The 21,425-nt window shown below is 68.0% G+C and carries 18 protein-coding genes; 8 read left to right on the top strand and 10 right to left on the bottom strand.

The features are described 5' to 3' along the window. Positions 1 to 775: 775 nt before the first annotated feature. The 3 genes from ACWDR4_RS47250 (at position 776) to ACWDR4_RS47240 (ending at position 8,059) form a co-directional block, all read left to right on the top strand. Positions 776 to 3,286, top strand: a complete 2,511-nt coding sequence (locus ACWDR4_RS47250; RefSeq protein WP_450418036.1) for a Helicase associated domain protein — start codon at positions 776 to 778, stop codon at positions 3,284 to 3,286. 200 nt (positions 3,287 to 3,486) lie between these two features. Then, positions 3,487 to 6,576: an NACHT domain-containing protein gene (locus tag ACWDR4_RS47245; protein WP_450418034.1), complete on the top strand. Its 3,090-nt coding sequence runs from the start codon at positions 3,487 to 3,489 to the stop codon at positions 6,574 to 6,576. A 1,078-nt stretch (positions 6,577 to 7,654) separates the two neighbouring features. After that, entirely contained in the window at positions 7,655 to 8,059 is a 405-nt protein-coding gene (locus tag ACWDR4_RS47240; protein WP_450418032.1) for a hypothetical protein, read from the top strand. Between the two features lie 84 nt (positions 8,060 to 8,143). Here ACWDR4_RS47240 and ACWDR4_RS47235 read toward each other — a convergent pair whose 3' ends face one another. The 4 genes from ACWDR4_RS47235 to ACWDR4_RS47220 form a co-directional block, all read right to left on the bottom strand. Continuing rightward, positions 8,144 to 9,469 (bottom strand): AlbA family DNA-binding domain-containing protein, encoded by a 1,326-nt coding sequence (locus ACWDR4_RS47235; protein WP_450418030.1) that lies wholly within the window; start codon positions 9,467 to 9,469, stop codon positions 8,144 to 8,146. Between the two features lie 100 nt (positions 9,470 to 9,569). After that, positions 9,570 to 10,406, bottom strand: coding sequence for a hypothetical protein (locus tag ACWDR4_RS47230; protein WP_450418028.1), 837 nt, complete (start codon positions 10,404 to 10,406; stop codon positions 9,570 to 9,572). 138 nt (positions 10,407 to 10,544) lie between these two features. Then, positions 10,545 to 11,801: a hypothetical protein gene (locus tag ACWDR4_RS47225; RefSeq protein WP_450418026.1), complete on the bottom strand. Its 1,257-nt coding sequence runs from the start codon at positions 11,799 to 11,801 to the stop codon at positions 10,545 to 10,547. 88 nt (positions 11,802 to 11,889) lie between these two features. Further along, a complete protein-coding gene (locus ACWDR4_RS47220) occupies positions 11,890 to 12,549 on the bottom strand; it encodes an ATP-binding protein (protein ID WP_450418025.1) in 660 nt (219 codons plus the stop codon). A 223-nt stretch (positions 12,550 to 12,772) separates the two neighbouring features. On the opposite strand from ACWDR4_RS47220, the gene ACWDR4_RS47215 reads away from it, so the two are divergent. Together ACWDR4_RS47215 and ACWDR4_RS47210 are read left to right on the top strand one after the other, a co-directional pair. Beyond that, complete coding sequence (locus ACWDR4_RS47215) at positions 12,773 to 13,687, top strand: ATP-dependent DNA ligase (protein WP_450418023.1); 915 nt, start codon at positions 12,773 to 12,775, stop codon at positions 13,685 to 13,687. Between the two features lie 320 nt (positions 13,688 to 14,007). Next, positions 14,008 to 14,640 carry a hypothetical protein gene (locus ACWDR4_RS47210; protein WP_450418022.1) on the top strand — a complete coding sequence of 211 codons (633 nt, stop codon included), beginning with the start codon at positions 14,008 to 14,010 and terminating at the stop codon, positions 14,638 to 14,640. 94 nt (positions 14,641 to 14,734) lie between these two features. Here the strand turns inward: ACWDR4_RS47210 and ACWDR4_RS47205 are convergent, their stop codons facing one another. Genes ACWDR4_RS47205 through ACWDR4_RS47195 form a run of 3 tightly spaced genes read right to left on the bottom strand, consistent with a single transcriptional unit; the run spans position 14,735 to position 16,862 of the window. Then, complete coding sequence (locus tag ACWDR4_RS47205; RefSeq protein WP_450418020.1) at positions 14,735 to 15,739, bottom strand: DUF6207 family protein; 1,005 nt, start codon at positions 15,737 to 15,739, stop codon at positions 14,735 to 14,737. Beyond that, positions 15,736 to 16,641, bottom strand: a complete 906-nt coding sequence (locus ACWDR4_RS47200; protein WP_450418019.1) for an XRE family transcriptional regulator — start codon at positions 16,639 to 16,641, stop codon at positions 15,736 to 15,738. Before ACWDR4_RS47200 ends, ACWDR4_RS47205 begins: the two co-directional genes overlap by 4 nt. Further along, positions 16,638 to 16,862, bottom strand: coding sequence for a hypothetical protein (locus ACWDR4_RS47195; protein ID WP_450418017.1), 225 nt, complete (start codon positions 16,860 to 16,862; stop codon positions 16,638 to 16,640). Before ACWDR4_RS47195 ends, ACWDR4_RS47200 begins: the two co-directional genes overlap by 4 nt. Before the next feature lie 738 nt (positions 16,863 to 17,600). Here ACWDR4_RS47195 and ACWDR4_RS47190 point away from each other — a divergent pair. Beyond that, entirely contained in the window at positions 17,601 to 17,789 is a 189-nt protein-coding gene (locus ACWDR4_RS47190; protein WP_450418016.1) for a hypothetical protein, read from the top strand. Positions 17,790 to 17,883: 94 nt separating this feature from the next. Here the strand turns inward: ACWDR4_RS47190 and ACWDR4_RS47185 are convergent, their stop codons facing one another. After that, the gene (locus tag ACWDR4_RS47185; protein WP_450418014.1) at positions 17,884 to 18,531 is read right to left on the bottom strand and encodes a DUF402 domain-containing protein; all 648 of its coding nucleotides are present in this window, start codon (positions 18,529 to 18,531) and stop codon (positions 17,884 to 17,886) included. A 610-nt stretch (positions 18,532 to 19,141) separates the two neighbouring features. Here ACWDR4_RS47185 and ACWDR4_RS47180 point away from each other — a divergent pair. Both ACWDR4_RS47180 and ACWDR4_RS47175 read left to right on the top strand, forming a co-directional pair. Further along, positions 19,142 to 19,981, top strand: coding sequence for a hypothetical protein (locus ACWDR4_RS47180; protein WP_450418013.1), 840 nt, complete (start codon positions 19,142 to 19,144; stop codon positions 19,979 to 19,981). Between the two features lie 15 nt (positions 19,982 to 19,996). Continuing rightward, complete coding sequence (locus ACWDR4_RS47175) at positions 19,997 to 20,623, top strand: RNA polymerase sigma factor (RefSeq protein WP_450418011.1); 627 nt, start codon at positions 19,997 to 19,999, stop codon at positions 20,621 to 20,623. Between the two features lie 333 nt (positions 20,624 to 20,956). Here ACWDR4_RS47175 and ACWDR4_RS47170 read toward each other — a convergent pair whose 3' ends face one another. Continuing rightward, positions 20,957 to 21,178: a hypothetical protein gene (locus ACWDR4_RS47170; RefSeq protein ID WP_450418010.1), complete on the bottom strand. Its 222-nt coding sequence runs from the start codon at positions 21,176 to 21,178 to the stop codon at positions 20,957 to 20,959. Then, the coding region (locus ACWDR4_RS47165; RefSeq protein WP_450418009.1) for a DinB/UmuC family translesion DNA polymerase at positions 21,145 to 21,425 on the bottom strand (281 nt) is incomplete at its 5' end. The genes ACWDR4_RS47170 and ACWDR4_RS47165, both read right to left, overlap by 34 nt.

Raw genomic sequence — 21,425 nt, 5'->3', positions numbered from 1 at the left:
ATCGGCACGATCTTCTTCAACGACTCGGAGTGGACGGGCAGTCCGCCGTCGCCCTGGGTCTTCGGATCGGTGAGTCCCTTCGGGCTTCGCCCGAAGCAAGCGAGCGGTTGCGCTCCGCGCAACCGCGGAGCTCCCGCTCCGCGTGAGCGCCAGTCAGGGCACTGCGTGCCCTGACACCAACTCACGGGCTGCACCCGCGCGTTGGGCGCGCCGCGCTCCGCGCCACGCGCCACGGCCGCGCTGCGGCCGATCCCGCCCTAGCCCCGATCCGGGGCCTCCGCTGCGCTCCAGCCCCAACAGTCCACGCCCCACGGGGAACCGTGAGGAAAAGCGGCAGCAGTGAGGGGAGGGGGCGAGCGGGAACGCGAGTGCGGGCCGAATCGGGAAGGGAAAAGAAGGGTGACAGAGGGTCAGGACAGCATGGAAACACCGGGTTGGGAGTGGAGTTGAAACCACGATCACGTGACCTCCCGTCAGGCTGCTTTCCGGTCCGATAGGGACAGGCTAACAGGATCGCGCCACGTTCGAGGGATTTTCTCGCTTGTGCTGCTTCATTTTGAAGCACGAGATAGACTCTGGACTCAGAGCACGCCACCCCGGAACGCTCAGAGGCTTATGGAGATCCACCGCAGACCCTTTCCGGTGATCCGGTGAGGCAGAACAGCCAGCCAACCGAGCCAGTCCAACCGTAGCCCTCAAAGCTCATCTAAGTGCAGGTTTCCAGTTCACCGCCGCTCGAATCGACCGGACGACACCCAGCAGAAGGCAGACAGAAATGTCGACCACGAACCGCGCAGATCAGCGCGAGGCAGCCCAGCGAGAAGCAATTGACGCGGTCCTCCGTGCCCTCGAACTGCCTGCAAGATCGCTGGTGCCGGAGCGAGGTCTGCGGACACAGGTGATCATGGCGACCGGGTCCGGGAAGACCCGGGTGGCGGTCCGCAGTGCGGAGGAGCTCCACGCGGGCCGTGTGCTGGTGCTCGTGCCCTCGCTGGATCTGCTCGCCCAGACCGAGGCCGCGTGGCGCGAGGGAGGCCGCAGGGGCCCGATGATCGGCGTCTCCTCCCTGCGGGGTGAGGAGGCCTCCTTCCCTAACACCACAGACGTGGACGAGCTGGTGGAGTGGACGAGGGGCCTGGACAAGGTCACCGTGTACGCCACGTACGCCTCGCTCGGTCTGGGCACGCTGGAGCGGGCGCACGCCGTCGGCCTTTCGGCCTGGGACCTGATCGTCGTGGACGAGGCGCACCGGTGTTCCGGCCGGATCGGGAAGCCGTGGGCGGTCGTGCACGACAACCAGAAGATCCCGTCCCTGCGGCGGCTGTACATGACGGCTACGCCCCGGGTGTGGCAGCTCGGGGACGAGGACCAGGACGGCGCGCCCGGCGAGCTGGTGGCGAGCATGGAGGACGATCCCAACTCGCCCTTCGGCAGCAGGTGTTTCACCCTGACGTTGTCGGAGGCGATCGACAGGGGAATCTGTGCGCCGTACCAGGTGGTGTGCGTGGACATCACCGACACGCAGTTCCAGGCCGCCATGCTGCTCGGTGCCGAGGGCCGTTCTGACGAGATGCGCGGGGCGCGGCTCGCTGCCCTGCAGACGGCGTTGGTGAAGGCGTCGGCGGAGGAGGCCTTCAAGCGCACGCTCACGTTCCACCATGTCGTGAAGGAGGCCGAAGCCTTCTCGGCCGGGGTCCCTGATGTCGTGGCGCAGCTGCACGACGACGATCCGGAGCTGTATCCGGCGACGGTGTGGGCGGACTGGCTGTGTGGCGATCACAAGCCGCTCCACCGCCGGCGGGTGCTCGGGGAGTTCGCCTCCCTGATCGCCGCCGACGGCACGGTGGTGGAGAAGGCGTTCCTCAGCTCGGTGAAGGTGCTGGGCGAGGGTGTCGACACCAGCAACTGCGACTCCGTGTACTTCGCCGATGTGCGCGGCTCGATGCCGGACTTGGTCCAGGCGGTGGGCCGTGCGCTGCGGATGCAGCCGGGCGAGGGCAAGATGGCGTCGCTGGTCGTGCCGGTGCTCCTGGGGCCTGGGGAGACGGCGGACAACATGCTCACGAGCCGGGCGTTCGGCGGGCTGGCGAAGCTGCTGGAGGCGCTCAGGGCGCACGACGCCCGCATCGTGGAGCAGCTCGCTGAGCAGCAGGCCCCGAGCCGCTACAAGCCCGCCCAGAAGGAGTCCAAGGCCAAGCAGGGCGGCGGGGACGGGTCCGGTGGTCCGTCGGCTTCGGCGAAGGCGTTGTTGAAGTTCTCCACGCCGCGCGACCCGGCCACGCTGGCCGCGTTCATCAACCTGCGCGTCCTCAACCCCGAGCACGAACACTGGCGCCGTGGTGTGGAGGCCGCCGTGCTGTACGCGCGGGAGGCTGGCGACCTGAAGGTGCCATTCACATACCGCGTACCGAAAGGGCCCGAGGCGGTGGCAGCGGGGTGGCCGGCCTCGCTGGCCAACTTCCCTCTGGGGCAGTGGATCGCGGATGCCCGGAGGTTCTTCGCCCGCGGGGACATAGACGAGGACCGTGTCGCGCAGTTGGAGAAGCTGGGCATGGTGTGGTCGCACTTCGATGTCGCGTGGGAGGAAGGTCTGTCCGCCGCCCGTGGGTGGGCTGCCGAGAGCGGGCACCTCCTGGCGCCGCTGGACGCCACCTACCAGGGCGCGAAGGTGGGCATCTGGCTCAAGAACGCCCGGGCCGCCGCCCGGAAGGCCGCCGAGATCGAACGGCGGCATGCCGAAGGGCTGCCGGTCGGTTCAGTGGCCGGCGCGCTGTCGGAGGACCGGCGGGAGCATCTGGAGGAGATCGACGCGTCGTGGTGTCCGGTCTGGCCGGTGGAGTGGCAACGGGCGTTCCACCTCACCCGGCAGCACCTGGACGAGGGCCGCGAACTGCCCACCGAGCCAGGTGACGTCATGCGCCAGGGCGAGGACCTCGGCTGGTGGGTGCGGGCGCAGAGGCTCGGCTTCGACAAGCTGAGCACCGTGCAGCAGTGGATGCTGGAGCAGGTCCTCGGGATCACACCCGCGAGCGAGGACGAGAAGCCCAAGGCACGCCGTACCCAGGCCGACAAGTGGGCGCTCAACTTCGCCGCCGCCAAGCAGTTCTACGAGCGTGAGGGGCACCTTCAGGTCCCGAGGAAGCACGTCGAGCGGATCGTCGGCGAGGACCAGGAGGAACGGGAGCAGAAGCTGGGGGCCTGGATCGGGAATCAGCGGAGCAGGGCCGCGACGCTGACGCCGGAGAGGATGGAGCAGCTGTCCGCCATCGGCATGCGGTGGACATAGCGCATGGGCGGGCACCTGTGGGGCAGGGCAATGGGTCCCGGCCGCGCACGAGGGAATTCACGATCGTCCCGGACAGCGACAACAGCGCCGCCGTCTGCGCGCCGGTGACGAGAGAAAGTTCCAGCTACCGCAGTGCAACGGACAGCTGTAGTCACCACCGTCTAGGCTCCTCCCGTATCCGGAACACACGGGGGTGGCGGATGGATCCAGTGGTACTCGGTGGCAGGCTGGCCTCCAATCTGGTCGGCTCACTGATCAGGAAACTCTTCGTGGCGGACGGGCCTGGTGCTGGACTGGTCGACAGGCCCGTGCGACTGAAGAACCTGGTCTCTTTCCGTGGTGAGAAGCGCACGCTGGGCGAGAAGGACGTACACAAGCTCGCGGCCCATCTGGTCCAGGAAGCGATCGACTCGCCCGGCGAGCGTCCCTTCCGCACCCAGGAGCGAGTCGCCGTCGCTGATGCACTGGCCCGAAGGCTGCTTGCCCTAGGGGATCTGGACATGAGCGACATCCAAGCCGTGCGGCTAGGCCAGCGGGAACTGGCGCGCACGTTGCGTCACCAGGGGCCCGAGCCGGATGGGCTGTCATCCGACGCTCAGTTCTTCCTCGACTCCGCGACGGAGTGGGCCTGCCTGCAGATCCTGGAGTTCTTCACCCGCCGCTCGACTTTTGTGGCTCGTACCCTGGTGGAACAGACCCGGACGCAGGCGGACCTCATCGCGAAGGTCGATGAGGTACTTGCCCGTACCCCGCGCCCGGGCACTCGGGACACAGCCTTCGAGCACGGCTACCTCAACTACGTTGCCAAGAAGCACGGCAAGCTCACGATCTACGGCATTGATCTAAGCAACTCGCCGAATCGATGGCCGCTGGACGCCGCATACCTCAGCCTGGATGTGATCCGTCACCGGGAAGAACCCGGCTTCGGGCCGGAGTCGGCCTCCCCCGTCTCCGCCCCTGCCCCCGCCGATCAGGCGCTGGCCGAACATGACCGAGTGCTGTTGCGCGGGGTTGCAGGATCGGGCAAAAGCACGCTGACCCAGTGGCTCGCGGTGTCGGCGGCGACCGGCCCCGCGGACCGTATGGCCTACCTCATCGGTCGGATCCCGTTCGTGCTCCCCCTGCGCACTCTCACCCGGCACGGCGAACGCCTCCCCGCCCCCGCACACTTCCTTACCGCCGTCGGCTGCCCCCTGGCCGGCACCCAGCCGGAAGGCTGGGAGCACCGAGTCCTGTCCAGCGGGCGCGGACTCGTCCTGGTAGACGGCCTCGATGAGGTGCCGGAGCCCGAACGCGAACGTACAGGGACGTGGCTACGCGACCTGTTGGAGGCCTACCCCGGCAACCGCTGGCTCGTCACCTCACGTCCCTCGGCCGTGCGCGAGGACTGGCTCGCCGCCGATGGATTCACTGAGCTCGGTCTCTCCGCGATGAGCCCGTCGGGTGTGGCAGCCTTCATCAGTCGCTGGCATCGGGCGGCCGTCACCGGCGCGCCCGACGAGGACGCCCTCCTGGCCGCCTATGAGACCCAGCTGCGCGATGCCGTCCGCACCAAACCGGACCTGGGGCGCCTCGCCACGAATCCGTTGATGTGCGGCCTGATCTGCGCCCTGCACCGTGACAGGCATGGCTACCTTCCACACGGCCGCAAGGAGTTGTACGACTCAGCGCTCTCCCTGCTGCTGGTTCGCCGCGACCGCGAACGTGACATGGTGACCCCGCAGCTGAGCGAGGAGCCCCAACTGCAGCTCCTCCAGCGACTCGCGCACTGGCTCATACGCAACGGCCGAACAGAGTTGGACCGCAGCCGGGCAGAGAGCATCATCGCGGAGGTGCTCCCGGCGATCCCAGCGGCGCAGGTCCTCGGGGACGCCGATGCCGTGCTGCGCCACTTCCTGATCCGCACCGGCCTGCTCCTCTCCCCCACCCCGGATTCGATTCATTTCGTGCACCGCACATTTCAGGACTACCTGGGGGCGCGGGCGGCCGTGGAAGCCGGCGACTTCGGCCTGCTGGCGGAACACGCCGCCGACGACCAATGGGCGGACGTCATCCGCATGGCGGTGGCACAAGCCCGGCCGCGTGAAAGGGCCGAGTTGCTGAATCTGCTGACGGCCTCCTCGGACAAACGTGTCCGCCTGCTGGCGATGGCGTGCCTGGAACACGCCACGGAACTCGACCCGGCCGTGCGACGCCAGGTCGAGGTGGCAACAGCAACGCTGCTGCCACCCCACACGGACGCCGAGGCCAAGGAATTGGCACAGATCGGGCCGCTGATCCTGGAACTGCTGCCAGGCCCGCACGAACTTTCCGACGACGAAGCCGAGGCCGTAACGGCGACGGCAGCGCTGGTCGGCACGGAAGCGGCGGTGCCCGTGCTCGCGCAATACCGGAACCATTCCGCGCAGAGGGTCCGGATCAATCTAACGCGGGCGTGGAATCTCTTCGATGCAGAGGTGTACGCCGACGAGGTGCTGAGCCACGTTGACACCCACGACCTGTTCCTCTTCGTCACCTCGCCCGCACAGGTACTCGCCCTGCCCCGCCTGGGCGATCGGACACGAGTAGGCGTAATAGGAGACCACGCTCCTGCAGGGATCCTCAAGGCCTTGCCCGAACGGGTGGAGTCCCTCGGCCTCTACGAAAACACCCTGCTGAACGACGTGCAGCCGTTCGGCTCTATGCCCTGCGTCCGCCACATCAATCTAGCGGACTGTCCAGGAGTTGAGGACCTGACGCCCCTGGCGGAGACGGGGCTGATCTCACTGTTTATCCGAGACCTTGGAGGGACAGCCGGGCTGGGCCGCCTCTCCACTCTCCAATCGCTCACCGCCTCGACACCTCTGCCGGGCGGGCTGTCCACGCTCCCGCAGGACGCTCCTCTGACCAGCTTGTCACTGGGCGGGGACGCTGTTGCGGAGACCGGGCTGCGCGGTCTGAGCACCTGGCCGACGCTGGAGTACCTCATCATCCAGAACGATATCGGCGACCTCGGCCCCAGGGACTGGGCCGAGATCGCCCGACTCCCGTGTCTCAGCTCAATAAGCATCGCGGCGAAATACCTCCCCGGGCTCCTCTCGTCTCCGCACTTGCCCACACTCGAGACTGTCAATGTGACGAACATTCGCGAGGACACTGATCTCACGCTGCTGTACGGCAGCTGCCCACAGGTCCGCACGCTCAGGTTGTACTCGGAGGAGCCCTCCACAGGGCTAGTAGCGGCCCCCTACCAGGCCCTTTTCCCCGAAGCCGAGGTCACGGTCCAACCCATCCGCCCTCTGCTCTTCTGAGGCAGTCCGGCACAGCGAAGGGCGCAGCGCTCGATAGCGCGGGCCCGAGGATTCCGTCCCGCCCGGCGCTGTGCGCGGTGACTATCCGGCCGCCCGAGAGGGAGACCCGGTCGATGCCGTACGCCGCATGCTCGGCAGGTAGCTGCCGTCGTGCCCGGAACCCGGCCGCCCGCGATTCCGGGCACGACGGCGATATGCCACTCCGCTGTGGTTGTCCGAGCGGCTCTCGGGACGCCAGGCCAAGGACATCTCCACCTGGAGGGCGTGCCCTTGGTAGTGGGAGAGCCCTTCTCAGAAGGGAGGTTCGTCGCTGTATCCACCTGGTTGGGCGGGGGTTTTGGCGGGGGAGCCGGTAGCCCATGGGCCGTCTGCCGGGTGCGATGCAGAACCACCCCACCCGCCGGAAGCCTGCCTGGCCGGGGGCACCGGCGCCGGCGCAGCGGGTGGAGGTGCCGGTGCTTCGTCCGGCTCGAGGCCGTCAATGTCGTCGTTCCACAGTCGGCGCAGATGTTCGCGGCAAGTCGTCGGATCGTTCTCGTCCCAGCGGCCGTCGTCCGGCTCCGGCCAGCGACGGCCATCGGGATCCCGATGTTGCATCTGGCACAGGGCTCGCAGGAGAGCGTCGACTACTGGCCATTGGCTGGTGGTCTGTCCCTGTAAGAGACGCCGGATGGTTTCTCGGCTCACCTTGTAGGCGTCGGGCATGGTGCCGGTGAGCGCCTCGATCTTCGGGAGCGGGGGCCGTCCGGCTTCCCGTTAATGGAGGTAGAGCTCGGCAACGAAATCCCGCTTGGGGCCGGGCGGCAGAACATCCTTACCGGGCATCCGCAGCATTCGTGGCATCCGGCAACTCTGTTGTGAACAGGCACCCCCATGACGGCCAGCCATCCTCGCGATTGGCACCCGACGGCAGCAGCTTGGTCACCCGGTGACAGCCATGATCACTGCGGCTGCGCAACGTGAGCAGGGACAGCCGTCCTGATCCTTGCTGACGCCCATCCAATGCCATCACCGCACCCATTCACACCCGGCACCGACGGACGGAGGTTCTGAGCAGCCTGCGCCGGCGGAAGCGCCCGTGCCGGAGCAGCGCGACGCGGGCGGCACAGGGGCGGACGATGAGCGTGAAGCCGAGGCGGCCCGCGGCCTGGCGCGCATGAAGCGCCTCACCGAACTGACCCGGAAGCACACCAAGGCCGAACTGCTGCGCATGGCCTACGCGGGCGGCCTGGTACGCCACAACTCCCCCGAGCAGTGGCGCAAGGACGAGATCGCCTCCGCCGTCGTGGACCAGGAGCTCAGGGCCGCTGCCCGGGTCGGAGCCGACCGGCCTCCCGCCCCGCCCGCGGCTGTCGTCCCGGCGAAGCGGCCGCCGGTACGGCACCACCATGACGAGTGCGACAAGACGGTGTACGAGGGCGGCTCCTGCACCTGCGACCTCATCGAGCAGTACGGCCCGCCCTCCGAACGGGACGACTACTGAGACGGCCTCCAGCCGCTCCCTCACCGGACCCCGGGCCTGTCGAGGCCCGGGGTCTCGTGCTGTGGCCCGGCCGGCGGCATCGCCCTACGCGGTCCAACCGGTGAGCTGTTGGCGGTAGTCGGAGTTGAGCCGGCCGGTCTGGATGTCCCCGTCAGGGGTCAGGACGTAAGGCTGGTGCGCCCCCATGTCGGCCAGCAGATCTGCGACGAGAGCGTAGGCCGCGACCACGGCCTCCCGCTTGTCGGTGACGATGGCACCAAGGTCCACCGTGGTCTGTGCCGGGCTTTCCGGGAGCGGCGCAACGGTGCCGTCGCTCGGGTAGCCCTCCTCTGACGCGACCAGGCGCACCGGCCCGTCACCGCCGTCGAAGCGGTGGAGCGCGGCGGACAGCACCAGGTCACCGACCGCTCCGGTCTCCGCCGCCCAGGCTGCCGCAGCCTGAACCAGAGCCACGAGACCGAGTTCGAGCCCACGGTTATACAGCCGCTTGGGGCCGTCGTCGTTGTAGTGGTCGCTCTGAAAGTTGAGGGGCAGAGCCGCGTAGAAGCTGCCGTCCTGGTGGAGCTGGCCGGTTGGTGTGCCCTCGAAGCGGGCCTGGCGGCGTCCGACCAGCGCGGTGCCTTCCGGCATCGCGCTGATGGTCACTCCTTCACAGGCGAGCGTGCGGAAGCGGGCGAAGGCTGCGTCTCGGTCCGCCCGTGTGCTCAGGGGGCAGGTGCCCCGGGCGGCCGGGACCGCGGCCAGGCCGACCCAGGCGGGAGAGAAGGTCGCCCTGGGGCTGCCGCCGTGCTCGGTACTGGTCAGATAGGCCGACAAGTAGCCAAAGCCTGCGTCGGCGACCTGCTTCAGGCGGTCGACGTCGTCGGAGGCGGCCTGGAAACGGTCACGGTAGCGCTGGGCGATCTCGGATTCGGAGAGGGTGCGGGTCGTGGTGCCGTGCCGGACGTGGACCCGGAAGTGGTAGTCGTTGCCCGGGGCCGCGACGGCGTGCGGGGCCTGGGTGCTTCGGGGCACGGTGAGCAGCCAGTAGATCTTGCCTTCGTGGGCTGCGGACCTCACGGCCCGTACGCCGACGTTGGGCACGACGGGCTGGATCCAGTTCGCGAGCACCGAGCGGATCCACTCTTCACCGCGACCCGGGACCTGGTCGAAGGGGGCCAGGGCGTGGGCGTGATCCTGCTTGCCGTCGTCGACGCCGATGACGACCATGCCGCCGGCGGTGTTGGCCATGGCGGACACGTCCTTGGCGAGTTCCTTCTTGTCCGCGTCGGCGCCCTTGTAGAAGTCCTTCTTCCAGTCGAGGTCGACACTCTCGGGGATGTGGTTCTCTACCGCACGCTGCAGATCGTCCTCGGTGAGGTCGTCGGGGTGTCGTCCCAGGGCGGCAGTGAGTCGTGCGGGCAGAACCATCGGTACTCCAGTGTGTTCACCACATGCTGCTGACGATCGCCAGCCAGATCACGCTAAACGGGATCACCGGGCCGTCACCACGCATTTCCGGAAGCGCAGTTCATTCGTCTTCATCAGTGGCATACGCGCTGGAGCGCATCGCTTCGCGGAAGGCCTCATCGTCGTACTCGACACTGACGTACTCGGGCTCGAACACGTCGTCGTCCGGGTCGATGCTCTCGGATGACCGCATCAGCTTGATCAGAAACTGCTGAGCGTCGGCGAGCAGGTCTGGGTCGTCCAGCCAGACACCGAACTCAAGACCGAGCCGCGAGCTCTCGGTTCCGTTCGTGCTTCCCAACCACAGTCGTTTGGGTGTGAAGCCGGTGACATCGACAACACCGGCAGGGGTTCCGTCCTCGTCATGCCACCACAAGTGCCCCAGAAGGAACATCTTGGCGTGGATGAGAGGTACGGGACGGCTTCCGGTCTTTCGGAATCCGAACGAGCGGATCGTCGGGACACGCAGGCCCTCGGTCCGGGGCGCGTAAGGGCCGATCACCGGAGGCTGACCGTCGTAGCTCGAGACCAGCTCGGTCATCTCGGCAAAAGAATCGGCAGGGAAGCCATTTCCCTGCTGGGCGTACTGCTTGAGACGCTCGAACTTCTCCTTGCCCCGCTTCTTCAGCTCCTGTTTCGTGACGACCACGCACGCGGACGGGAATCGATCGATGGCGCTGAGAAGAGCCGGGTCGTCCAACCAGGGCACGCATCCGAGGACTGCGGCTCCGAGGGATCGGAACTGCCTCCAGCGGCCCTCGGGATCGGTGCGGAACTCATCCATACCGGCGACCAGCCCACTCAGCACGTCGGTGCCGAAGTAGGCGTTGCTGCTCCGCTGGCCGATCTCAGCCTGGTAGTGGAACGCCTCTGGAAACTTTGGCCCGTCGTCGCTCATGGTCTCACCCTCGTCTCAAGTTGAGCACCCTGCGCGCATCGGGCTGTGGCCGAGTCGGAGCCGATGGTGCAGCGCGTTCTCCGCAGTTCCGGATGTGGGGAATTCTGACCAGGTCAGGGGTGCGATGCGCTCCTTGTTTCAACTGCCGGCCGCTGCCGCGCCGTTCTCGGCGAGTGCCTCCGGAATGAAACGGGAGTAGCTCTCGCGCAGGTGCTGCGTGACGCGGTCGTCGGTGGCCTCGTAGTTCAGCTGCTTCTGGAAGAACAGCAGCTTCCTCTCCGCCGTCTCCAGGATCTCGCCCCAACTCTTGACCCAGACTTCGTAGTCGTGGTGGTCGTCGGCGAGGCCCTCCGGTTTGTCCTTCTGCCGGATGTCGCGAAGGATCTTGTCCGAGTATTCGTAGGTGATCAGATAGAAGCGCCATTTACAGTCGACACCGCTGTACTGCGGGTCGTCGACGATGGCACGGGCGTAGCCCTTGATCTGGTCGAGCTCCTTCTTTCCCACCTTGACGTTGGGGCGCTTGAGCTCGATGACGAGCCGTTCGGTGGAACTGTCGTCGCGCCGGCTGCGGAACATCAGGATGTCCACCCGGCCAGTGCGCCCGTCCGGCTGCGTGACGGTGTCGAGCCGGGTCTCCAGGACAACGTCCCCACCGAGTTGTTCTTCCAGGTGTGCTTGGAGCACGTTGGTGAGCCCGACCTCGCTCATGGCCATATTCCAGTCGTCGCCGAACAGCCAGAGGTTCTTGGCGATCATTGGGTGAAGCTGGTCGACTTCACGGAAGTCCTTGCGGAGGTGAGGGTCGGCGAGGATCTTACGCAGCGCGCCGATGAAGTTCAGGCGGTTGGTGACGGTGGTGGCTGCCTCGATGACATGGGTCAGGTCGGTGCTGTCCAAGAGGTTCTTCAAGTGCCGGCGGTCTTCGTCACTGAGTGCGAGAACCTTCGCCAGGATGGTGTGGAGGTCGCCGGGACTGCTCTCCAGCGCGGTCTGGATGAGCTTCACGGAGAGTCGGCGAGCTGGTCCCTTGGTCGCGAGGGCATCGCGGGCGACAGTCACCACGACGTCGAAGGTCTGGCGCTCGATCGCCTGCGTACCGCTGGTGGGCGGCCCCGAGTAGGGGTAGATGCCTTCGTCCTTCAGCTGCCGCACCACCGCTGCCGAGATCTGGGCACCGCGTAGGGAGAGGTGTTCCTGGACTGCCTTGGCGGCTGCGTCCAGGAGGCCGCCGTGGGACATGGGCAGGGCGTGCAGGTCTTCGACGGAGATGTCGTTGAACAGGTTGGACCGCAGGTAGGGCGTGAAGCTGACGATGCTGTCGGACCACTCCCGCCCTTGCTCGTACAGAGCAATGCCGTCGGCGTTGCAGATGAGCATCCTGCGGTCGCTCATCCGCTGATTCCACTCCACGAAGGTCACGACCGGGGCCGGGTCCTCCTGGGCGTACTCCTCTGGCAGGCACAGCGGCAGGTCGATGGGTTCACCGACGATGATGTCGCTGGGATCCAGCCGCTTGCTCGAACGTCACGCAGACGTCGGGGTAGGCCCTGAGGTAGAACGCCAGCTTCGCGGTGAGATTCGCAGCAGTGTCCTGACGGTCCAGGCCGCGCAATGTCTTGCCCTGGGGAACGTCGATCCGGACCGTGGTGCCGGTCCTGTCACGGGCGGGTGCCATCTCTTCGGCCCGCCAGACAGTGGAGTGGTCGGCGTTTCCGCCAATCCAGACCCCGACAAGCCTGCCGTCGACCTCAGCCACCGACTCCCAGGTAAGCCGGTCGCCCAGAGCGAGGGCATACAGGCGTCCCTCGCCGTTACGGCCATGCAGGATGCGCGTGTTGCCTTCGGTATGCGACTTTCCGGTCTTCCAGGTTTCGCCATATCCCGCGAAAGCGGAGCGGGCCCGCTCCGGCGTCATGCCGTGCCCGTTGTCGGTCACCACGATCTGTGTGATGGCGTCCCACTCACGGCGCAGTTCGACGTCGACCAGCGTCGCGTTCGCGTCCAAGGCGTTCCACACCAGCTCTGCGACGGCAGCGATCTGGGGCTTCTTCTTGAACTGAAGGATCTTGCCCTCGCCGACCGACAACTGGAACTCTGTCGCGTGCGGCCCCGCTTGCGATGGGACGGCGACGCTCGCCACCCCTACCCCAACTCCACTGTGGGAAGGGCCCTCTGTGTCGTGTTCCCCCATAGGCATGCGCAGACCGTACCCGTTACGCACTCTTAGTTACATATCGCGTACACGAGGCGGATACCGGATCGGCGGCACGATCGGGAATCCAAGGTCGGGTAGGACCACCAGGCTGACTGCCGTCGGCCGCAGCCACCCAGGTGGCGTACCGACCGCGTGGAAGGCATGCGGTGTGACGTGGACGCTGCCGGAGCCGATGCTGAGCACTCCCGTACCCAAGCCTGATCTGCCGCCGGGCTGGGCGGGAGAGCCGAAGTGGGACGGATTCCGCGCGCTCGTCTCCGTCGATGCGGGCCGGGTGGTGCTGCGCTCGAGGCGCGGCACCGAGATGGGGCCGGCGTTTCCGGAGGTCGTGGCCGGGGCCGTGCAACTGCCGGACGCGACCGCTCTGGACGGCGAGCTGGTCGTATGGGACGCCGCGGGCCGCCTCTCGTTCGAGCGGTTGCAGAACCGGCTGGCCCGGCGTGGTGCCGGGGCGGCCAGGGCGGCGGAGGAGTGGCTGGCTCACTTCGTCGCGTTCGATCTGTTGCGCTTGTCCGGGACGGATACGGCCGGGTGGCCGTATCGGCGGCGCAGGGCCGCGCTGGAGTCGGTGTTCGCCGCACGCCAGTTGTCGGCGCCGTGGGCGCTGTGCCCGTCGACCACCGAGGCCGACGTCGTCCGCGAGTGGCTGACGTGGACGTCGGTAGGCATGGAGGGAGTGGTCTACAAGCGGCTGGACGGCGTCTACGAGCCGTCGGTCAGGGGCTGGTTGAAGTACAAGGTGCGCGAGACGGCCGAGGCTGTCGTCGGCGCGATCACCGGCTCAGTAGCGGCTCCCCGCAGTCTGCTGCTCGGCAGGTACGACGATCTCGGGCGCCTTCAGTACACCGGCCGCACCGTCAATCTCGCCCGGACGGCCAGCAGCACGTTCGCCGGCCTGCTCGCTCCGGCCCGGCGCGGCCACCCCTGGACGGGCTGGTCGTTCTCCGCCGGGTGGGGCACCAGGGAGAAGCTGAACGTCACGCTGGTGGAACCCTGCTGGCACCGCGCCCGCCCCGACCTCTCCCCCGCCGACATCCCCCGCCTGACGTCACCGCCACAATGACGGCGGCACGGGCACGGCGGCCCGGCCGACGCGCAACCGGCTGAGCGCGCCCCGATCCCCGCCCCTTCGACCCTGTGGAGGAGCCCGCTGCCGCGTGACGCCGTCAGGGCCGCGCTCGTTGAGCAGCGCCTGCGGAGCAAGGGATGAGCCTCCAGGACCACGCTCGGGTTCTGGAGGCTTCGTCGTCCCGGACCCGCCGACAACCGCAGGCGCGACGTAAGCGTTCGTTGCTGAGATGCCCAACACCTTCACTCCGATCTCCCCGGGCCAAGCCGTAAGCGCTCGTTTCCCAGACCCGGGCGGAGCGGGACACTGGAGGCGTGTCACGAGGACTCGGGCGGGTGCAGCGGGCCGTGCTGGCGTACATACGCAGCGAGCCCGGCGGCCTCAGCGACATCGACGGCACCCCGCTGGCCACCTCGGTCACCGGCCTCGCCCGCATCGTCTACGGAGTCGAGCAGCCGACCGACGCCCAACGCGCCGCCGTACGGCGGGCCGCGCGCAGCCTTGAGGCCGGCGGCCACGTCGAAGTCCACCGCCGGCCCGTCGGCCGCACCTACACCCAGCAGCGCGCCCATCCCCGCTTCTGGCCGCCCCGCTACGACCGGCGCCTGGCGGTGTGCACGGGCAAGGACGGCTGCCCGGGGTGCGCGGCGGGCGACCGGCCGTCGACGTACTTCACCGCGGACGTCGTGGCGATGTTCATCGAGCACTACGGCACCCTCGCCGAGGCCGACCGGCAGCTGTGGCGGGCGACCGCGCACGGCTGGCACCTGTACCCCGTCCCGCTGCCCCGGCCTGCGGACGACTACCGCACCTACGAAGTCGAGATCACCGAACTGTGCGTACGGCGGGTCCTGACCGACGAAGAGCACGCCCAGGCCGAACAGCGGGCGCGGGCCTTCATCCGGCCCCACGTCGCCGCCATCCGCGCCGCGCTCCGGGGCCGCTGAGCGGCACGGACGCGGGTTATCCACAGGCCGGAATCGGTGGGATCGCGACCCGGGGTGAGCTCGGCACGCCTCTACGTCGTGTCCACGGACGCGCTCATCCGATCCGGTCTTGTGGGGTGCGGGCACGGGGTGTCCGGAGCGCCTCGGTGAGGGGGCGCCGGTCGAGGTAGTAGGACAGACGCACACCGGAACGGTCGGTTTCCCTCGCGCGGGCCGTGCGGAGGGTGGCTTTCTCCCAGCAGGCGGCGACGGCGTCGCGGAACGCGGATGCGGATTCGTCGTCGGCGGCCGCGACCTCCACGAGAACCTGCTCCGGTTCTTCCGCATGCTCTTCGTCCGGCCGGTCGTCGGTGTCGGTGGGGCGGTTGGGAAGGGCGCGGGTCGGCCGCCGTCCGCGGTGCGGATCCGGGGAGGTGGCGGCGAGGAGGATCTCGATGTGCTCGGCGAAGTACGGCCCCGGGAGAGGGATCTCGTATTCGGGGTGGAGGTCGTAGCCGGCGGCGACTGCGGCAGCGACGTAGTCCATGACGGCGAGGGTGGAGTCGGTGTGCGCGCGGCGGGTGGTGGGGGTGAGGCGGTGGAGGATGCGCAGGAAGGTGGGGACGCTGTCGTCGATCCCGTCTCTGCAGACGAGGTCGTCGTCGGTGTCGGCGATGTCGCTCTGGTCGTGCCAGAACGCGGCGGCGTGGCGGTCCCCGAGGGCGCGGTGGTGGAGGTAGAGGCAGTAGGAGGCGGCGGTGTCTCCGGCTCCGGCGGCGTACTGCCACCAGAAGCGGGCTCCCTCGTCGGCGTCGGTGAGTTGCAGGAGGCAGCCCAGGAGCCAGGCGCCTCGGGGGGCGGGCAGCTGTTCGGTGATGAAGTCGGCGAGCTGTTCGGCGAGTTGTCCGGAAGCCGAGTGGCTGACGGCCACTTCGCACAGCGAGCGCAGGTGCGCGGCCGCGGTCTCGTCCGCCAGGTCGTGTCCGAGGTCCCCTCCAGGGAAGGGGCCATCGATCATGAGGAGGGGGTAGGCGATGTCGTCGTAGGCGACAGTGTCCTGTGGGATCTGAGGGTTCTTCAGGAGCAGGGAACGGGCGAGGAGGTCGTCGATGGCTTTCATTTCGGGGTGATCACTCCAGGCGCGTCGTGGCGAAGGTGGATGGTCTCCAGGGCCCCTCGGGCGAGGTGGTCGTAGGCGTGGACGCTGGCCGGGGACAGGCCGGTGACCGTGGGGACGGTGGCGTCGTCGATGCCGCACAGGTGGCGCAGGACGATGATGTCGAGCTGGTCGGGGGGCAGTTGGCCGACGGCGTCGAAGAATGCGGCCAGTTCGCTGACTTCGGCGAAGCGGGCCGTGAGGTCGCCGATGCGGCTCTGGGTCACGGTGGAGAACGCCGCCGGGCGCAGGTCGGGGTAGCCGCCGTGGTGGTGGGCGCGGAGCATGACGCGGGAGCGCAGCAGGCGCCAGGCGTGGCGTCGTACGTCGGAGCTGGCGACGGCTTCGTCCCAGCCGAGCCAGAGGATGTCGAAGGTTTCCGCGACAACCCAGTGGGCGCGCGGGTCGCTGTGGAGTAAGGCGCGGGCGTAGGCGGTGTAGGGCTCGCGCATGGCGTCGGTGAAGGCCTGGTGGGCCACGGGCGGCTGTTCCGGCTTGAGCGACTGGACTTCGTGTATGCGTTCCTCGATCCACTCCTGGTCCTTGTGCGCCTCGCGGGCCGCCGCGGTCCACAGCCGGCGCAGTGGCCAGACGGGGAGGTCCAGGGCGCGCACCACGCTGTAGGTGATCTCCCAGCCGGGGTAGTACTCCATGCCGCGCAGGAGAGTGGAGATGCGGGTCTTGGAGTAGCCGGTGAGGCTGACGAGGTCGTCGAGGGTGAGACGGGAGACGGACAGGCGGCTGCGGACCGGCTTCAGCCACGCCCGGTGGCAGGCGCCCGCCTCCTCGGAGATCTCCCCCGGTTTGCGGCCTCGCCTGCTGGGCTCATCTGGCCCTGGCTGTTCTGGTACCGACGGTGGCTTCATCGCAGCGGCTCCTCCGGCCCGGCCGCAGCCGGGCCGGAACCCGCGGCGCCGGTGCGCCGCGTCTCCATTCCGGTGAACGCGGCGACGATCTGCTGGACGAGCAGTCCGAGCGAGGGCAGCAGCGCGGCTACCGCCGCGAGCTGACCCAGCACGGTCATCACCGTGCTCCACGCGAGGACCGCCGCCAGTACGGCCACGATCCACACCTGCTTCCTGAACATCGCACCATTCCCCTGTACTTGGGTGTCTGAAAGGGACCTCCCGCGGCGGTGCTGAAGCGCCGCAGGAGGCTGGACGCCAGCATGGTGGACCGACCCCCCACCACTCAATGTGATCTTGCGGTTACGGAACAATGCCGCCATGGGTCCCAGCCGCACCCCGCGCCCAATACGCCATGACATTCCCCCGCGAGATCAAAACGGGGCCCAACGAACGCTTTTGGCGGCGAAAACGTACATCTCCTTGCGACACCCGGGGCAGGGCGCACCATGGAAGGGACGCCTCCCCCGGGCGTCGGACCTTCCCGTCTGGAAGGCCGCGCCGTCCCCTCGTGCTGAAAGAACCACCGGAGGGGACCGCACCGCTCCCGCCCGGCCCCCGCGCTGGGCGGGAGTTGCGACGGCGCATACGTGATTCTGTGGGACTTCTGCTCCGAATCATCCCCGGGGTCCGTACGGGAGTGGCTACGGTGCTGCCTATGTCACCAGAGCTGACCCCGGATCAGGTCATGCGCGCGGTCGCCGCGCTGGAAGCAGCGTGGGCTAACGACGACGAGGCCCTGGCCGCCCTGATCCGCAGTGGGCACGGCGAACAGCCGCTGGCCGTACTGATCGCCCAGTACGGCACCAGCAGACTGCAGACCATGGTGCTGCTCGCCACTCGCCACCGGCATCGCGGACCCGCACGGCGACAACCGGCAAGAAACCCTGGCGGAGCTGCGAGAGGGCCTCGTCTCGCACATGACCACGGTGCCACTGAGCATGATGGACGGCTGGGCTCTCAGCGCAGGCGACGACGTCCAGGCGAACGGCAACCTCGCCCGCCACGTCCTGCGGGCAATCCTGTCCTTCACGACGGACGGCGACCGCCCTCAAGAGGTACAGGCCCTTTTCGCCCACCTGCGGGCAGACGCCATAGCTCACTCGTAACCCGCCGACCATGGCCGACCGCAGTCCCGGTGATCAGCTGCGGTACGGATCAGTCCCCTGTTGGCACGCCCGTCCTCCCGGCCACCGGGACGGGTTACGGCAGACGTGGCGCGGGCCAGGCCGGGTCCCACCGCCAGCCGGCCCATGCGTCGATGTCCGCGAAGGGGCCGGAGCGTTCCTCGATCATCGCGAGGGCCTGGGTGCGGGCAGCGGTCACGGCCTGGTGCTCAGGGTCGGTGATGATGCCGAGCCGTCGTGCGTGCGCGTACTCGTCTTCGTCCTTCCAGTGCCACCGGCTCAGGTCGGGGTCGACGACCAGGTCCACGGCCAGATCGAAGGTGTCGAACCCGTCGGCGGTCCGAACCGTCGGGTGCTCGAAGTTCACGTACCAGTTCCGCAGCCGACGCCCGTCGTCGGCGGCGGGGGTGAAGAAGGCGTTGACGCTGAACCACGCGCCGGGCGGCTTCCACAGGACCAGCTCGGTCTCCTGCCACCGGCCGTCCACGAGCTCCCACTCCCCCGCCGCCATCGCCTCGAACGCCTCCGTGCGCACCGAACGGTCACCGTCCGAACGGGCCTTGACGTACAAGGAGGGCCAGCGCGCCTCCGCTCCCGGCACGCAGGCGGTCACCAACGCCTCACTCGTATCGGCGACGACACACAGCGCCTGCTCGCTCCACACCCGGCCGCCGCGGTGCACGTCACGCCGTACGACCGTCTCACCCATCGCGAAACTGCGCACCACCCCTCCTCCGCCCCGGCCGGGACGCCTGGCACGGGCAGCAGTTCAGCGCCGCCCCGGGCTCGTGTGCGCGCCGCCGCGAGGGGCCGGTCCCGTGGGTTCAGAAGATCCACCGCCCTCGATCGAGGGCGTTTTACCATCGCGTGGGGTTTTTGTTCCGCTTGCTCGGGGCGGACGATGATTCCGGCAGGATGGTTCCAGTGACCTATGTCACGCCACGATCCGACCAAGGGCGACCATCTCACCCCCGAGCCTTACTGGGCGTTACGGGAAATCGCTTTCCATAACAAGCGGAAGCCTGCCACCTGACTCTTCCCGGAGACCGGGCGGCAGGCTCCGCCGCGACGCAGTCCACTGCGTCCGTCGCGATGTGGGCCGAGGGGGTGAATTCGCTACCAACTTGTGATCCACGTCACACCCGTTTGCACTAACCGCTCATCCCTGGTCGCAGATCGCTACTAGTCAGCAAGGTCAGGCAACGCGAAGATGTCATCGTCGCGCACGGGCCGTTTCTTCCCGGAAAACGCACCACGGCCCCAGCACCGATGCCTTGGGCGGCTCCGCCGCCACGCAGTCCACACATGCAGTCCACCGCAAGGGAGAAAGACCCATGACACCTTCGGGTGCCTCGAACGATCCCCGGCCCTCGCCCGATTCGAAGTCCCCGCAGGACGCGCCTGCGCAGAAGAAGGGGACCCGGCGCGGCGATGCCGGACGGAAGTCCGACAAGGAGCGCGCGCACCGCGGGGTGGCTGCCACCAACGGCAAGACCGCTCATATCGGACGGATCGAAGCCGGCGCCTCGGCGCAGGCCAAGCTCCGCACTCCTGCTGTCCGGATCAGTGATCAGCGCGGCCCTTCCCGCCACCGCATCGAGCACCCGGTGACGGGCGGCGGGTACGAGGTCGGCGCGTCCTTCGGCGCTCCCGAGAGCAAGGGGCTGGGCCAGCGCATTCGGGTCTCGCTCCGCGGGGTCGCCGGCGCCCTCGTTGGTCTGCCGCTGCTGCCGATCGACGACGCGTACGACGCGGGCATGCTGCTGGCGGCCCTCCTCGTCCTCGCCGTCGACGTGCTCATCGACCTAAGCGCGACGGCGGTGAGCGTCCTGCGCCGTTTCCTGCACCGCTTCCAGGTGACCGAGGTGGTCATGAAGGAGCGCAACGGTGACCGGGTCGTACGCACGGAGATGACGATCCGTAAGCGGACCCCCGACGCGCACAAGGCCGGCTTCGTCCTGCGGGTCATCGCGCTCGTCCTGCTCGTGACCCAGGAGCTCGGCGAACTCGTGAACCACCACACGGCCCTGCTCTCAGTGGCGGTCGGCACGGTGGTGCTCGACGTCGTCATCGAGATCTCCACCATGTCCATCAAGAAGATCAAGAAGTTCGTCACGAGGATCAAGATCCTCACGATCGCCCGTGCCGACCGTGACACTGAATCCCGGAACTGACCACCCCGAGGATCTATGACACCGCCGTACACATCACAGGACCGTTCCGGCTCCCACACTATGGAGCCGGGGCGGTACCTCCTCGCTCCGCACACGCCGCAGCCGGGGGAAACACCCCCGCCGGCGTCCCGTGAACTCCACCACAAGTTCGAGGAGTTCTACCTCCGCTACTTCATCCGAGCCCGGAACATCGCAGCTCACAAGTGTGGCCCCAGCGGCGTTGGCGAGGACATCGCCAACGAGGTCATGGTCGCCATGTGGGAGAAGTGGGACGACGTACTCACGGGGAAGATCAGCCACCCGGAGCGCTACCTGTACGGCATTCTGACCAACCTGATCAACCAGCACCACAAGCGGGCCAGTAAGCAGGCCGAAACCCTGCAGAGAATCGTGGAGCCCGAGCCCGACGAAGAACCCGCCGAACACACCGCTGTGGCCAACATCGAACTCTCCAACATGATCGCCATGCTGCAAACGGCCCTGACCCGACAGCAGCTTGAGATCTTCGTCTGCCGATACGTCCTCGTCATGACCACGGGCGAAATCGCCCGCCGGATGGACATGTCCCCCCCTGCGGTCCGCAAGACGCTCCAAGTGGCCACCCGAAAACTCAAGATCCGCTACGTGGGCAAACACGCGTAACCTCCGCGCCAGGACCAGACCAGAAGATCCACCGTCCAGGGGCACGTACTCGCCTGCCTCTCACCGAGAAGCAGGCGGCCGTCGTACGGTGCCCCCGGACGGGCTCCGGGGCGTCAGGGGACACGTCGGAACACGCCGGCCGGGCGGATTTACACCTGAGCCGAAACTTATCGCGACGGCCTCCGTACGCTGCCCGTGCCGTACGGGAACAGGGTGAACGGGATCAAAGCCGTAACGGGCAGCGATGGGCTTCCGCAAGGGGTCGCACCGCTTCCCCCGTGTCAGATTCCACGGTGACGTGCCTTTTACCCAATGGGCCGGTGACCTGAGGTTTCACTCCGTTTCCGGGCGATGTGGCCGCGAGTGACGTCCAACGGTGTGCGCGCCGGTCGCGAGGGCGGCGGGGTAGAGCAGGCTGTGGCCGAAGCGGGTGCGGGCGCGGTCGGCGACGGCCTCGATCTTGATGTGCTTGTCCTTGTCGGCGTCGAGGGTGAGCTGCCGGACGGCTTGAGCGGCGGGTTTCAGGGCGTCGGCCCGCAGGACGATGTTCCGCACTCGGGCGCGTTGCAGACCGGGGGAGTCGTACACCGCGTACGCGGCGGCTCGGCCCGGGCCAGGAGGACGGTGTGGTGGGTGGCTTCAGGGAGGGGGCGGCTGCGGCGGGTCGATGTCTGGTCGGCGTATCGGACGGTGCAGGTCAGGCTGGTGGTGATCTGTCCGTCGGCCCGCAGCCGTGTGCCGAGGTCGTCGGCCAGGGCGAGCAGGGCGCGCCGGTGCTGGGCGGGGTCGAGTTCGTCGTGGG

The sequence above is a fragment of the Streptomyces sp. NPDC000878 genome, assembly GCF_053599695.1.
The sequence above is the reverse complement of the archived record's forward strand: the minus strand, read 5'-3'. Positions and strand labels throughout refer to the sequence as shown.